Annotated in this window: 12 protein-coding genes; 3 read left to right on the top strand and 9 right to left on the bottom strand. The window is 56.2% G+C overall.

What is annotated here, in order from left to right:
* Positions 1-58: 58 nt before the first annotated feature.
* Positions 59-2,905, top strand: a complete 2,847-nt coding sequence (locus tag VFO10_RS12230; protein ID WP_325140465.1) for a 7TM diverse intracellular signaling domain-containing protein — start codon at positions 59-61, stop codon at positions 2,903-2,905.
* On the opposite strand, the gene VFO10_RS12225 is transcribed toward VFO10_RS12230, so the two are convergent.
* A complete protein-coding gene (locus tag VFO10_RS12225) occupies positions 2,835-3,791 on the bottom strand; it encodes a lysophospholipid acyltransferase family protein (protein WP_325140462.1) in 957 nt (318 codons plus the stop codon). The two genes, VFO10_RS12230 and VFO10_RS12225, sit on opposite strands and share 71 nt — an antisense overlap.
* Positions 3,792-3,918: 127 nt before the next feature.
* Between VFO10_RS12225 and VFO10_RS12220 the strand changes: the two genes are divergently transcribed.
* Complete coding sequence (locus VFO10_RS12220) at positions 3,919-6,189, top strand: hypothetical protein (RefSeq protein WP_325140460.1); 2,271 nt, start codon at positions 3,919-3,921, stop codon at positions 6,187-6,189.
* Here VFO10_RS12220 and VFO10_RS12215 read toward each other — a convergent pair.
* From VFO10_RS12215 to VFO10_RS12190, 6 genes are all read right to left on the bottom strand, one after another.
* Complete coding sequence (locus VFO10_RS12215; RefSeq protein WP_325140458.1) at positions 6,134-8,164, bottom strand: cation:proton antiporter; 2,031 nt, start codon at positions 8,162-8,164, stop codon at positions 6,134-6,136. The genes VFO10_RS12220 and VFO10_RS12215 overlap by 56 nt on opposite strands.
* A gap of 22 nt (positions 8,165-8,186) precedes the next feature.
* Positions 8,187-9,089: a carbon-nitrogen hydrolase family protein gene (locus VFO10_RS12210; RefSeq protein WP_325140456.1), complete on the bottom strand. Its 903-nt coding sequence runs from the start codon at positions 9,087-9,089 to the stop codon at positions 8,187-8,189.
* An 11-nt stretch (positions 9,090-9,100) separates the two neighbouring features.
* Positions 9,101-9,574 (bottom strand): MgtC/SapB family protein, encoded by a 474-nt coding sequence (locus VFO10_RS12205; RefSeq protein WP_325140454.1) that lies wholly within the window; start codon positions 9,572-9,574, stop codon positions 9,101-9,103.
* A gap of 82 nt (positions 9,575-9,656) precedes the next feature.
* Positions 9,657-10,253 carry a GNAT family N-acetyltransferase gene (locus tag VFO10_RS12200; protein WP_325140452.1) on the bottom strand — a complete coding sequence of 199 codons (597 nt, stop codon included), beginning with the start codon at positions 10,251-10,253 and terminating at the stop codon, positions 9,657-9,659.
* Between the two features lie 60 nt (positions 10,254-10,313).
* Complete coding sequence (locus VFO10_RS12195; RefSeq protein WP_325140450.1) at positions 10,314-10,490, bottom strand: hypothetical protein; 177 nt, start codon at positions 10,488-10,490, stop codon at positions 10,314-10,316.
* On the bottom strand, positions 10,487-11,587 hold the full coding sequence (locus tag VFO10_RS12190; RefSeq protein ID WP_325140448.1) for a serine protease: 1,101 nt from the start codon (positions 11,585-11,587) through the stop codon (positions 10,487-10,489). Before VFO10_RS12190 ends, VFO10_RS12195 begins: the two co-directional genes overlap by 4 nt.
* A gap of 212 nt (positions 11,588-11,799) precedes the next feature.
* Here VFO10_RS12190 and VFO10_RS12185 point away from each other — a divergent pair, with 212 nt between their 5' ends.
* Positions 11,800-12,795 (top strand): rhodanese-related sulfurtransferase, encoded by a 996-nt coding sequence (locus VFO10_RS12185; protein WP_325140446.1) that lies wholly within the window; start codon positions 11,800-11,802, stop codon positions 12,793-12,795.
* Here VFO10_RS12185 and VFO10_RS12180 read toward each other — a convergent pair.
* Both VFO10_RS12180 and VFO10_RS12175 read right to left on the bottom strand, forming a co-directional pair.
* Positions 12,768-13,262 (bottom strand): GNAT family N-acetyltransferase, encoded by a 495-nt coding sequence (locus VFO10_RS12180; RefSeq protein ID WP_325140444.1) that lies wholly within the window; start codon positions 13,260-13,262, stop codon positions 12,768-12,770. The two genes, VFO10_RS12185 and VFO10_RS12180, sit on opposite strands and share 28 nt — an antisense overlap.
* A gap of 71 nt (positions 13,263-13,333) precedes the next feature.
* On the bottom strand, positions 13,334-15,146 hold a 1,813-nt coding region (locus tag VFO10_RS12175), incomplete at its 5' end, for a 7TM diverse intracellular signaling domain-containing protein (RefSeq protein ID WP_325140442.1).

Below are 15,146 nucleotides of genomic sequence, written 5' to 3'. Positions count from 1 at the left end.
CAGATAAATATTTCAGCGGGCGCGCCGATGGGCAGAAAGGAGATTTCCTGGAGTTTACATGCGGCTTTGGACTCTTTTCATCATCGGATGGCTCATGAGCACGGTGGCCCTGGCGGTCAGCGTGAGCGAGGGGCGTCTTGATTTATCCCAGGAAAAGCTGGGGCCAAAGAGCAAAGTCGAGCTGAATGGACTCTGGCGCTTCTATCCCGGGGCTTTCCTGGAAGCCCAGGACTTTTCCAAGGAATGGCCTTCCGATCGGCCTTTTACCATGGTGCCCGTGCCCGGGGCTCTGGGAGCCATGCCCGGTCCGGATGGTCAGCCCATGCCGCAGCATGTTTGGGGCACTTATGTCCTGGAGCTGCGCAACGTGCCTGTCTGGGCTTCGGAACTGGGCCTTAAACTGCGGGGTGATACCGCTTATAAGGTCCTCTTCGTGGAAGCCGGCGCGCCGCAGAAAACGCAGCTTGTGGCCCAGGCTGGTCTGCCCGGACCGAGGCCTCAGGAATCCATCCCCCAGATCATCGAGAAGTTGGGACGCTTCAAGGCCCCCGAGGGCGAAGGTCCTTACTATGTGGTGATCCATCTTTCCGGATTTTTCTATGTGCGTCCCAACCTTTGGATCACGCCGACCCTTGGACCGATGGCGCTCATGGAAAGAGAGCGTGACTGGATCAAGCTGAGCGAGAGCATCGTGATCGGCATGCTCCTGATCATGACACTTTATAATTTGAGCCTCTATCTGCACCGGCGCGAGGATCTCAGCAGCCTCTGGCTCGCCAGTTTCTGCGTCCTGATCCTGGCGAGGCAGGTCACGACCAGCGGATTTTTCACCGCCTTTTTATTTCCCCGCTCGCACATCGACCTCTATGAGGCGATTCGCAAAATTGAATTCACAGCCATGCCGCTCTCGGCCAGTGCGCTTTTGGTATTCGTTGCGCATACCTTTGGCTTTCACCGCTGGCAGAAGCATCTGAAATGGAATCACCTGGCCATGGTGATCCTCACGATTTTCATCGCGGTCACGGATGCCACGATCTACCCGCGGATTCTGCCGATGATGATACTGCATTCGCTGGCCGTCTCGGTCGCGGTCCTGATTCTGGTCATAACAGCCATGCGCAGGAAAAAAGAAGGATCGTTCCTTGCCCTTCTCGGTATGATTTCCGTGGTGGTCTGCGGTTGGCATGATGTCCTCATCGGCCTCGGCACCATTCGAACTCCCGTATTTTTAATGCCCTATGGAATGGTGGCCTTGATCTTCAGCCAGAGCCAGGTGATTGCCAAACTCTTTTCCACCGCCTTCCGCACGGCTGATCGTTTGAGCCGCAACCTGGCCGAGGAAGTGGATCGGCAGACGCTCGATATCCGGTCGATGCTCGATCACATCCCGCAGGGCGTGATGAATCTGATCGCGCCTGGCGTTATTGACAAAGGCTATTCACGGCACCTGCAGACGGTTTTATCCCGGGAGAACATTGCCGGCGAAACTTTGGATGCAGTGCTCCTGTCGCGTTCAAATCTTTCGACCGATGACCGCGAACGCATCCAGGCCGCTCTCAGCAGCTGTCTCGGTGAAGAGGCGCTGGCCTTCGAGCTGAATAGCGGCCAGTTGCCGACGGAGCTTCGCATTCAACTCAAAGATGCTGGCTTCAAAATACTGCAGATGACCTGGAATCCCGTGGTCGACAAGGCGGGCATCATCACCAAGTTCCTCATCACCTGCCATGATGTAACGGAAATGCGGCGCTATGAGGCCGAGGCCCAGGAGCAGAAGCGGGAACTATCGTATATTCAGGAACTCGTGGATGTGTCGGCCGAGAAATTCTCCATTTTCTATGAAACCAGCGTCCGCATGCTGGATGAGAATCTGCGGCTCGTGAACCTGAACAAGAATCGGAACTTTGAGATTTTAAAGATCCTGTTCGTCAACATGCATACCATCAAAGGCGCGGCCCGCACTTTGGGTTTCACGACGCTGACAGGCTGGCTGCACGAGGTCGAGCAGAGCTATGCGCTCCTGCTCAAAGATCCCGAAATGGTCTGGGAGCAGTCGCGGCTGGCCCAGGAAGTGATCCGCACGCAGGACATGATCGAATACTACAGGCGGGTCAACGAAACGAAACTGGGACGCACGACCCAGAAATCATCGATGATATCGGTCGATCGCGAGTTCCTGGTGCAGCATACGCAGATGCTCAAAAGCCTGGAGAGTGACAGCGTGGGCAGTGGATTCAATGATGCGCTGGCGGAGGCTCTGATCAAATTTGAAGAACTGGCCTTCGAGGATTCGCATGTGGTGCTGAGGGATATCAGCGCCCCAGCGGAAAAAATCGCAAGGGATCTCGGCAAGGCCCAGCCGCAGGTGATCATCACCGGCATTCACTGCGGCATGAGCTACCAGGCGCAGCAGCTTCTGCGCAAAGTCCTGATCCATATCATCCGCAATGCTCTGGATCATGGCATCGAACCCGCGGCTGAAAGGCTGAAGCAGGGCAAGAAAGCGGAAGGCACCTTGACCATGGTGCTGAGCGAGATACGCAACCGCCTGCAGATCTGCATCACGGATGATGGGCGGGGACTTTCCCTTTATAAGCTGGAGCGTCGCGCTCTGGAGCTTGGCATCCTGTCGGCGAGCCATGTGGCGCCGCCCGAGCAGCTGGCGGAATTGATTTTTTATCCGGGGCTCAGTACAGCGGATACGCTCACCGAGGTTTCCGGTCGTGGAATCGGCATGGATGCTGTGAAGAGTTTCATCGAAGAGGCCGGAGGTTCCATTCGCGTGGTCCTGGAAGGCACTCCGGCACGCGCGGATTACTGCGCGTTTTCGCTGGTCATCAGCCTGCCGTCCACCCTTTATCTGCGCAAAGCGGCAACGCCTGCGACGCCTGTTTCTTCGGCGTCGTGAAGCTTCCACTCTTATGCAGTCTTTGCAGATGCTGCTCTTTCGCCCAAAAGCGTTCATTCAGCCACTGTTCGATACCCTGGGCTTCCTGCGGCAGGGACGTGAGCGGGAAGCGATCCACGCGCACTTCGATTTGCTTCACATCCCCGCAGAGCATCTGCCAAAGGGAAGGAATGCCCTGCGGGTACCCTATCGTGATATCATAGACTGCCTGGACCTGATTCTTCAGGCCGAGGATGCTGGTTTCAAAGGCTTTGGCGTAAGGAACGAGGACATGCTCGCAGAGCGGCAGCTGATAGTGTTTGGCTGTGATTTGGGCCTCACGCACTTTGTCTAATCGGAAGCGCGTGCCTTCGGGAAAAATGTTGAGCCAGAGCGGAATGTTTTCCGTGCGGAAGCGTTCAAAGGTGACCTTGATCCGACGCCGGTCCGACATCCAGCGACGCTTCAGAAAAATGCAGTCGAGGAAGACCATGCCCCAGCCAGGACCGGGTATATATTTGAAGACGTCTTTGACAAAAAATTTCATGTCACCCATACGCCCGCTGCGCGCCGCCAGTGCAAAGAGGGGCAGGACATCCACGGCGGTTTGATGATTGGCTATCAATATGGCATCCTCACGGGACGGCAGCTCCGCGCTCTGCCATTTCAGGCGGACGCGATACACTTTTTCCAGGAACCAGACCAGAATTGACCAGTAGACCTGGGCAAGGCGGCGGTTGATGCCACGGAAGAGGGGTTTTGACAGAGGTTTGACGATCAGCGAGAGGGTCTGCAAAGCGTTGATCACAAGGAGCGGCACGAAAAGCAGAAGACTGATGAGGATGGCCCGAGCGTAGACCATCCAACGGATAAGAAGGGGACGTTCATTCGCAATAGCTGGATCCATGGGAACACTCCAATAGCCGGGACGGATACTGGTTGTTACAATTAGCAAAACCCCAGGCGAAGGTACAGCTGTCAGCTTATGTTACATGAGTTTCTTCATTGCCGCCTTACTGACGAGGAGCGAGGCCTTGCATCGGATTGAAGCGGAGAAGCAGCAGCGTTATGGATGGTGGCTGAAGGCCTTTCTGCCGGCCAAGGTGCGGCCCGGCAATCGTGATGAGCGCTATCGGCTTGGCATTCTGGTGATCGCGATGCTCGGTTTTTTTATGTCGGCCGCGATCCTTGCCCCCCAGCTGCTGATGCTGCCCATGCCCTGGATCGGCAAGGTCAGCCCCCTGCTCATGCCCTTGGTTCCCCTTGCCGTCCTGATGTACGTGCGAAAGACAGGCCGCTTTCGCGAGGCTGCGCTTTATTTTGCACTCTTTGTCACGCCCATCGGCATCACCCACATTCTGGCTCTGAAGACGGTTTACGTCGGTTACTTTTACTGGCTGCCCTGGATCATTCTATTCGTAAGCTTTCTGTCCGGTCGACGCCAGGGGCTGATGATGGCCGCCATACTTTGTCTGGCTGTGATGGTTGCCCTGCATGGCAACGGCATCTATGGTCATGGCCTCGGAGTTTTTCGCAGCTTCGATCGGCTTTTTTATCAGGCTTTTTTCAATCAGATCCTGGCTGTCATGGCCATCGTCGGGATGATGCACACCCTCGCGCTTTATAACGATCGGATGGAAGGTGAGCTGGAAAGCCAGCATGTGGTGCGGGCTCAGACTGCGCATAAGTCGATGATCGGCGAGATGCTCGGGAACCTTGCCCATGAGGTGAACAATCCGCTTGCGATCGTGCACACGGCCCTGGTGCATTATCAAAGGCTGCTCCAGACGCAGCGCCTTGAGCCCTATATGCAGGATGGATTGATCGAACGCATGCGCGATGCCCTGGATCGGCTCTGGCATGTGGTGGATGATTTGAATAGCGCTGCGGATTGGAGTGACCTTGAAATTCCACGCAGCTATGCCTCGCTGCAGTCGGATCAGGATAGGCCGCCGCAATTCGGCAATTCGCGGCTGATGTCCAGTCGTGAGGCGACCCAGGCCCAGGAGAAAAGACGGCAGCGCTGGCCTTATCGCCTGATCCGCCTCGCCATCGCGGGCCTTGATCGCGCGCTGCCGCCGGTCACGCGCTCGTGGTCGGTGTCGCAACGCTTTCGCGCCCGGGCCACGGCTTTGATCTGCACGCTGGGCTTGATTTCCATGACCACCAATCTTATTCAGCAGCTGTTTGTGGAAAAGGTCATGGACAATGTGCTGCTGAGTGGATCGGTTATTTTTGCTTTCGGTCTGATCAGTATGCTCGTGCTGAAATTTTTACCGCGGCCGCAGGTGATTGGGGTCGGTTATATTATTGTGCTTTATGGTGTGATCGTGAGTTTTGCGGCGATAGGGGGACGCAGTATTCTGGTTCCGGCCCTGCATTGGTTTCCCGTCATGGCAGCCAGTCTTTTTCTGGTGGCGCGGCCGCGAGTGGCTCTTTTGGTCTCCATTGCCCTTTTATGCTGCCATGTGCTGGTGATGATGGATCTTAAGGCCTACGGTCTGCAGATTTCCTTCGCTCAGACTTTTCCGCAGTACGTGCAAAGGTTCCAATCGACTTTGCTGCTGGTGATCTTCACAAGCGTGGTGCTGGCCGCTGCCTTCGCTTCCCTTATGGATTCCACGCATGGTCAGCTGGTGGCCGAGAAGGACTGGCAACTTCTGTCGGCGCGTCTCAGGGAAGTGAATGAGCTGGCGGATAGCGCCGCGATTTTAATCGGCGAGCCGCTCAGGCTCCTCGGACAGCAGCTGAAAAACCTTCAGCATGATGGACAGAATCTGCTGATCCTGCAGGGGATGCAGGAGGACGTGAGTCGCATCAATGGCGTTTCCCAGTCGTTTGCCCTGCTTTCGCGACCAAAGGCGCATGAGGATCGTCAGGAGATGCAAGGCCGCACCTGGCTCGATCATATTGGTAATATCTGCTACCGGCGCGCAGCCGAAGCAGGCTGGACTCTTTCCACGGATATTCAGCCCGATCACGCGCTGGTCAGCGGTCCTTTGGGGCGCTTGACCATGCTGGTGATCACAGCCTTGAAAGAGGCCTTTGGTCATCGGCCGACGAAGCCGGGCTCGGCGCTTCAGCTGCATGTGCTTGTGGATAATGAGCTGACGCGCGTGCGGATTCGCTTTGCGGTCACGGCAGGAAAGCCCAAGGACGATCTGGAAGAGGCCATGCGCCTTTCCCTTCTGCAGGAGCTGCTCGAATCCCTGAAGGCGACTCTGATCCGGCGCCGTGAAGGGGAGGATCTTATCCTGGAACTGCAGTGGCAGTCGAAGGATGGGACACGAGGCCCTCTCCTTTGAGGAGCAGCTGACTGGCTTTCCGCAGACTTTCCCGATCCCCCGCCATATGCAGGATATCTCCGGCCACAAGGCTCATGCCCGCCTGAGGCAGGAGGGAACCTTCCCTGTCGCGATAGACTGTCACGACTGTGGCTCCGGTATGCGTACGCAGCATGAGTTGATCCAGGGAACGGCCGACCGCGAAGGAGTCGGGGCGAAGCTGCACCGAATGCAGGGCGCTCAGCATCTGCCAGGTGGAATGATCGAGGGAGGTGCGCAGGAAATCGGAGAGCCCGGAATGCGTGTTGTGCATGTTGCGGCGGGCTTCGGCCATGAAGTTATAGATTTCCTCTTCCGCGATTCCAAAACTGATGAGCGAGCGGGCGAGGAGTTCGATCGTGGTTTCGTTCTCGGCGACCACAAGGGTGGTCTGCGGGCCGGGTTCCATAATCGATACGTCACGGGAATAGAGCACCCGGGCGATCACCGTGATGTCCTTTCGAATGCGATGGGCCGCGTCCAAAACCGCTTTGGTCATGGCGGCTCCCGATACGGCGATGATCAGAAGACGGGCTTCATGGATACCGGCATGCTCCAGAATTTCCACGCGTGAGGCGTCGCCGTAGAGCATGTCCTCGCCATTTTTTTTCTGCAGTAGCACGTTATTGTAATTCTGATCGATCACCTTATAGGGAATGCCAAGACCCTTGAAGGCGCGACCCAGGTTCTGTCCGGCGACGCCAAAGCCTACGATGATGGCATGACCCTCTTTATTGGGGGAACCTGGGGCCGTGGGGGTCTCCGCGGGCGTTTCCCCCTTCTCGCCATCGGAGCGCGCAAGAGCCCAGATAGGAGCCCATTTGAAAAGGAAGGGGCTTAGAATCAAGGTCAGAACGGTAACGGCAAAGAAATACTGCAGCCCTTCATTATCCATCAGCCCATAGTCATGCCCCATTTTTGCCAGGACGAAACTGAACTCGCCGATCTGAAAGATACTGAGCGCGACGATGATGGCGACGCTATGCGTATAGCGCCAGGCGCGAGCGACGACATAGGTCACGACGATTTTTATGAAGGCCAGCGCCAAGACCCAGGACAGGACGGTGCCGATGTGAGAAAGGACGAAGCGGGTGTTGACGAGCATCCCCACCGAGGCGAAGAAGAGGCCGAGAAAATTATCCCGAAGCGGGAGGATATCGCTCATCGCCTGCCGCCCATAGGGGGATTCGGCGATCAAAAGACCGGCAAGAAAGGCCCCGAAAGACAGCGACAGTCCCACCTGCTGCATCAAATACGAGATGCCGAGGCAGAGCAGCAGGACCGCGAAAAAAAAGAGTTCGCGGCTGCCGGTTTTGGCCACGCGGTGCAGCGCTTTGGGAATAAGATAATGCCCGGCGAAGAATAAAAAGACACCGGCACCAAGAAGTTTCAGGAGGAGTTTGAGGTCCCAGACGGTGGCTTCATCAAACTTGCCGGCGAGCCCGACCAGGGACAGCAGCATCATCATCGGGATCACGGCGAGATCCTGGAAAAGGAGGACGCCGACGATAGCATTGCCGTGCGGTGATGCGGATTCGCGGCTGTCCTGAAGGAGCTTCATGATGATGGCGGTGGAACTGAGGCTGACAAGGCAGCCGATGAAAAAACTCTGCATCCAGCTCGTATCGAAAGCGAGATGACAGAGGACGGCGGTCAGGCTCAGAGTGACCAGCACCTGGCTGCCGCCGAGTCCAAGGAAATGGCGTTTGAGATCCTTCAGCTGGCTCAAAGAGAATTCGAGACCGATGGTGAACATGAGGAAGATGATGCCGATTTCACTGAGGGTCTCGGCGCCGGGAACGGAGCCGACCCAGCCGATTCCGAAGGGGCCGATGATCATGCCGGCGACGATGAAGCCGATGATCGTGGGAAGTTTGAGAGCATGAAACACCGTGGCCACGAATGTGGCCGAACCAATCAGGATAAGAAGTTCCAAAAGAAACGATGAACCATGCATAGAGCGTCTGTGCTTTCCCGGCTTAAGGCTGCGTATCCTTCCACTGAACCTGATAAAGATCGAGGCGTCGATCCGCAAGATTACGGACCGTGCCCGCGGCTCGCGCATGATCCAGATCGTCCAGACGAAGCTCGGCCATGATCAGGCCTTCGGAGTTGGGTTCGGCTTCCGCAGCGATGCCGTCACGCGCGAATCCAAAATCGCAGGGAGTCAGGATGCAGCTTTGGGCATACTGAATATCCATATTGAAAACGCCGGGCAGAAGGCCGACGTTACCGGACAGTACCATATAGCACTGATTTTCGATCGCCCGGGCCTGCGAACACAGACGAACGCGCAGGTAGCCCTGGCGGTCATCCGTACAGAAAGGAACGAAGATCATCTTCGCGCCCTGGTCGATGAGATGGCGGCTGAGTTCCGGGAATTCGCTGTCGTAGCAAATCAGGACCGCGATGGGACCGCAGTCGGTCGGGATCATCTGCAGCTTGGAACTGCCGTGAACATCCCAGGCCATCCTCTCGCTTGGGGTGGGATGGATTTTCCCTTGCTGGAAATGCTGGCCCTGACGGGTGAAGACATGCGTGATGTTTTCACAAAGCCCCGCGGCATTGCGCTGCAGATGACTGCCGCCGATGATGTTGATGCGCTGATCGTGGGCCAGCTTTTTGAAAAGGGCGAGCAGCGGTTCGGTATAGTGCGCGAGCCGGTCAATGGCCGCTGAACCGCGCAGCAATCGGGTTTCCAGTGTCAGAAGCTGAAGGCTCAGAAACTCGGGGAAGCAGATGAAGTCGCAGTGGTAGTCCGCCGCGAGCCGGGTCCATTCCTCGATTTTTTCAGAGAAGGCATTCCAGGATGCCAGGCGTTCCTGACGATAGTTGACGGCAGCGACGCGCACGCGCGAGGCGGCTTTGGTTGTCTGGGTCATGACGGGAAACCTCAGGGTTGTACATCTTTTTGAATGCGGACTGAATGCACGCCGCGACGCAGTCCACGAAAGCCACGCTCCAGGACCTGCACGCCCCAAAGGATGCCGACGCCGACGAGCGACAGGGCAATGGGCACACCGAAATGGCCAAAGCCGATGGCCGCGCCAACGGCGGTAAGCAGCCAGATCACAGCGGCCGAGGTGACGCCATTAACAAGGCCACCCTGGGTGAAGATCACGCCACCGCCTAGAAAACCAACGCCCGTGACAATCTGTCCCAGCAGACGAATATGGTCGGCGTCCTGCTTGGACTGCAGCAGCCCGAGGTGAATAAAAGCCATGGTGCCCAGGCATATCATGCAGCTGGTTCGAATGCCGACGGGCTTGCCACGCAGTTGACGTTCGATTCCGAAGATAAAGCCACAGCCAACGGACATCAGCACCTTCAACCAGAACACTGAATCGAGTGAACTGCTAAATTCCATAGATCCCCTTTTGTTGTCGCGGGTCCAGACTTCATCCTAGCTGAAAGCCGCGGGCTCGTCCAAACAGTTCAGGGTTCGGGGACTAGGGAATGGGCCGCAACCAAAACTGCATGTCCTGATCCGTTTCCTTGGACTGGCCGATCTCCTTCCAACGATAGCTCGTGCGCATGCCGGGCGCGGCGTGAAAGCCGAAACTTTGCCAGAGCGTATCCAGAGGACGATATGGGGAAGGACGTCTCGGGTCATCCGAAGCACGACGGACGGCGCAGAAAGCCGCCCACTGAATGCCGGGATAGCTTTGCGCATAGGAAATTCGTTTGTGAAGAAAAGTTTTGCCGACCCCAAGCCCACGATATTCAGGCAAAAGCACCGACTCTCCAAAGTACATGACAGCGTCGGGCTGCATCTTCTGAGCGAGGAAGGGCTGTTTGAATTCATCTTCCTCGAATTTAAGTGGAATGGCCGTGGCGCAGCCGACGATGCGATCGGCATCGCGGGCTAAAACGATGAGACTATCGGGGCATTGGAAATAGGTTTGAAGATAACGGGCTTCATAGGCGGTGGTGCCGTCATAGAGATAGGGAAACTCACGAAAGACCTGAATACGCAGGCGCGCGAGGTCTTCAATATAAGCTTCCGCCGCGTTTCCGTGCAGCGTTTCATACTGAATGCTTTTCAAGGCCGTCCTCCAGGGAAAGATCAGCCCTCAATCTAGTGCTTTCCTCGGGCGAAGGCAAGTTCAAGGCTGGCTTTTGACCTGCCAACCCGTATCTATATAATCGCTACGCCCCGACCAACGATCCAGCTGACCCGCCTTTTTAGGCGCCGATTTTGTATCGGGCTCAGCCTTCGAACGCCAGGTTTTGCCGCAGGAACTCAGGACCAGCAGCATAAGAAAGAGCTTCATCATCTTCATGAGCCTTCTCCTTTTTCCAGCACGACCTGTCTTTGACCGATCACCGTGCCCTCCTGATCCAAGGCCACGAGAGTCATCTCGGGAAGGGACTCCGGAGCCGCCGGCGACTGATAGAACGCACGGCCCTGATTCACATTCTGCAAAGAAAGCTTCAGCACGCCCTGGCTGTCCTCGCTGCAATCTTTGACAAGACCGCTGCAGAGCAAAACCCTTTTCGTCTGCGACGAGGCCGCGATCCAAAGCTTGGCGCTCGACTCGGTTCCGGTGATCGCCAGATAAATTTTCGTCTTGGGCTGCAGGGTCTCGGCATAGAGCGCATTCACACCCGCCGGGAAAAGTTTCTGCAATAGAGGCGACTGCGGATAGATCGACCAAAGGCCAATCCCATAATTCCAGGACAAGGGATCTTCTTTCTCCGCCTTGTCCCAACCCGCCTGGCCCAGACTGTGGCGCCCGCCATTGGCCAGGGACACGAGCATATGCGTTTCCTTCTTCAAAACGCCACCACCCGAATTGCCATTGATCACACCGGCATTGAAGAAGAGCTGAGAATTTTTGATGGCCTTCGCCTGGCCTTCGGCATAGGTCGCCGACCAGACTCCTGAGCGATCATCGGGAAAACCCACGGTGAAGATCTCATCACCCTGATCTTCGTCGACGCTGGTAAATACATCATCCAGCTGCGTGGCTATGCGTGGCGGATAGGGTATGGTTTTGGGCACGGGCGTCAGCCACTTGACTTCCAGCAGTCGATAATCCAGTGCCTCGGAACTTTCGGCCACCGCGCTGACTTCAAGATCCTGCGTACCGCGCGTGAGGATGGACCAGCCTGTGCGCAGTCGATCACCGACCTTGGTTTCACAGTGATCGGCGGTTAGCACATAACGCGGATTCAAGAGTATTCCCGAGCAACCCGCCACGTGCACGGTCCACAGAATTTCTTCGGCGGATGCCGCATGTCTGCGTGAATTCCCGCTGGCTTGACTGGATTTGTCTTCCCAATAAATATCGTGTAAAACGCTGTTTTTAAGCGGGCGACACGCCAGACTGCAAAAGAACAGAATCAACAGGATGGAGCGCGGCATCGGAAACAACATGATCAGCACCTCTTCTGGCCGGGTAAAATGCAAGAGAGGTTCCACCGATTATTATGCTTAATATGTTGATTTTACTGTAAAATATTGTGAGTGACCCCTGCCAGAGTCCTGGCGTTGTCATAAAACCTGTCAGTTGGACGTCGTCATAGAATCTAAGCACTTGACAAAGATCAGCCCATGATCGAAGACCTTGCTTCAGTTTGGAGGACATCATGACCAACACCCCCGAAAAAATTACGCTTTCCTTCTACCGCTATGTGCTTATCGAGGATCCTGCGGCCATGATGCAGAATCTTCGCGCGGCGTGGGAACCGCTGGGTGTGAAGGGTCGAACCTATGTGGCCCATGAGGGCATCAATGCTCAGGTCACGGTTCCGGTGGAAAACAAGGATGCCTTCTGCGAGCATGTCTGGTCGGTGTTTCCGGGTATCCCTTTCAAGTTCGCGTTGGAAGAAAAAGGCGAGGCCTTCGCCAAACTGAAAATCAAGGTTCGTAAAAAACTGGTGGCCGATGGTTTGCCCGATGGCACTTTTGATGTCACCAATGTCGGGCGTCACCTGGATGCCGAAGCTTTTCATGAGGCGCTCGATCAGCCTGAAACGCTGGTGGTCGATCTGCGCAATCACTACGAATGCGAAGTGGGTCATTTCCAAGGCGCGCTGCTGCCGGATGCCAATACCTTCCGCGACGCTCTGCCGGAAGTTTTGGACAAGCTGCAGGGACAGGAGGATAAGAAAATCCTGCTCTACTGCACGGGCGGCATTCGCTGTGAAAAGGCCAGCGCCTATTTCCGTTTCCGCGGCTTCAAGGATGTGAATCAGCTGCACGGCGGCATCATTGATTACGCCCGGCAGATCAGCGAGAAGGGTCTGCCCTCACGTTTCGTCGGCAAGAATTTCGTCTTCGACCAGCGCATGGGCGAACGTGTGACCGAGGATGTGATCGCGCATTGTCATCAGTGCGAAAGCAGCTGCGATACCCACGTGAACTGCCGCTTCGAAGGCTGCAACCGGCTCTTCATCCAATGCCCCGGCTGCGCGACGGAATTCGAGGGCTGCTGCTCCCGCGAATGCCAGACCATTATGCATAAGCCGAAGGAAGAGCGCGTGCAGGTGCAGCATGAGTGGGAGAAAAAACTCGGCCCGATGCATTATCTGAGCCGCACCCGCATTCCCGGGAATTACGCGGAACCGATCGAACGCACATAAAACGCCTGGCAGCCGTGATGGCCCGTGTTGCCCATGGGCTTTGCCAGCGCTTCGAAACCGTATTTTTCATAGACGCGAATCGCATCCTTCATCTCGGGCATGGTTTCCAGGTAAAGGCGGGAGTAACCGCCAGCCTGAACCAAAGGCAGAAGGGCTTCCATCAAACCCTTGCCGAGCCCAAGACCGCGGGCCTCGGGCAGCAGGTACATCTTTTTAAGTTCGGCCGTGGACTCGTCCCCGCCGAGCAAGGGTCCAAAGCCCGCCCCGCCCACAATTTTACCAGCCACTTCCGCCACGAAATACGCAGCGCGTGGCGCGCGATAATTTTCAAAAAGGGCATCGAGTTCGGTGTCGACAAAGGCAAAGCCCTCGCGATTCAGACCGTATTCGGTCAGGACCTGACGGATGACGGCTGCGGTGGCGGCGTTGTCTCGGGCCTGGATGGGACGTATGCGGGTATTCTTCATCGGCGTTTCCTTTCAGCACTTCGGCGCGATCCTAGCACGAAGGATCGCGCTCGGCCAGTGCTGGAGACGCTTTAGCTTCCGGTGTGTGGAAAGAGGATATCCTGCTCCTTGGTCACCATCGCATAGTAAAGCACGCGTGCGGAGGGATCGTCGCGGACCTTCAGATTGTGGCGAACCAGATCGAATTCCATAAAGCGTCGACGCAGGTCGGTCGGCAGACTCAGATAGATTTCCTCCTGCACGATCAAAACCGAGGCATCGACCTGGCCGTTTTTGAAGAGGTGCTTCCGCATGCCCTCGTAACGGGTCGAAAGGATGACCGCGCGCCCATAAAGATCGTATTCGCGGGTTCCGCTTTCCGGATAAAAGCCTTCCAGATCCCCGCCGGCGATCCCGACCGCGCAGTGAATCGGCAGCGGATAATCCATGGCCTTGATGTGCTCATCGAAGATCGCAATGAAACGAAGGCCGAGGCGCACGGCGAACGCCGCTTCATTGCTGCCATCGGGAACCTTGAAGGGATAGCCGATCGAGCAGAGGAAGCCATCGCCCATTTCCTTCATGCGATAGGCATTCGCGCTCAGGCTCGCGGTTGAATAATTCTCCATCATGACTTCATAGCAATGAGTGAAGAACTTTTTGATCACCTGGTTTTTGTTGATGTGCTTGACGGTCGAACTGCCGATGATATCAAAGCAAAGAACGCAGCCCTTGCCCGGGCCGGTGGGCATGGTGTCTTCCAGGTTGCGCCCGCCTTCCATCATCAAGAGCTGATGCGGATAGAACACCTTGCCGAGCTGCCTGTAGCTATGCTTCCGCTTGGCTTCCTCTTCCATGAGACTCGTTTGAATCGAGGCGTAATTTTTCGCAATCGCCCCGGCCTGAAAGAGGATGAAGAGGAGAAAGCCTATGTGGATGGTATAGGTTCCGGTTTGATCCTGATAGGAATAGAGCACATCAATCGACGAGAAGATAATCATGCAGGCGGTGCCGAAGCTGATCCAGCGAATGCCGACGCGCTGCCGCAGAGTCGCCATGATAACGGTATAGGTACAGATCAAAGCCGCTGTCAGATGACCGGCATGCGCAAACCAAAGGCTGTCGGTGATGACGGCTATGGGGAAGAGCAGGGTGCTGATAATCCCGAGATACCAGGCCACGCGCCAGGGTATCAGTTTTTTGGGATAGTCCATGGGAAAGAGCATCCCGATGAAGGCTTCCATCATAGGTGCGATCACATAGAGGCTGCCGTATTCCAGGCGATAGGAAAGATCCCAGCTGGTATCCATGAAAAGATCGAAGATCCTGGTATTGGAACTGGCAAGGCGTTGGGCCACGGCTATGCAGCAAAGGGCGAAGATGATGGTCATAGTCTCGCGGCGGATGAAATAGAGGAAGGCGTGATAAAGGCCAATCACCAGGATGGAGGCCGCGAAACCGGCTTCCATGATCTGTCGGAGCCGAAGGCTGTAATCATAGGCTTCATACTGCGCAAAGGTCACGGGAAAATAGATGCCGCCACGTGAATGCTTGAAGTTCGACATATGAATGATGATTTCATAATGCTCGGCACGCGGCAGCTTGATATGAACAGGCTTGCGCGAGGGGACCATCGACTGGACGTCGCGACCCACCGTACCGGAACCGCCGAGGCGTTCGCCGTTGATCCAGACCTCGATGGCACTGGGCGCATCCTTTAAGAAAAGCCCCCAATGATCGGACGGCCGCACATCAAGATCAGCCCGCATCGAGACGATGCCCTGGCCTTGATACTGAATGGCCCAGGTTCCGGGCAGGTCCAGGAACTCTGATTTTTCCCAGCGTTCCTTGTCCTGACCGCCGACGAAGTCCCCCGGGATGAAGCGCCAATCGCCACGCAATTCC

Origin of the sequence: Oligoflexus sp. (genome assembly GCF_035712445.1) — a bacterium.
Lineage (GTDB): Bacteria > Bdellovibrionota_B > Oligoflexia > Oligoflexales > Oligoflexaceae > Oligoflexus.
The sequence above is the reverse complement of the archived record's forward strand: the minus strand, read 5'-3'. Positions and strand labels throughout refer to the sequence as shown.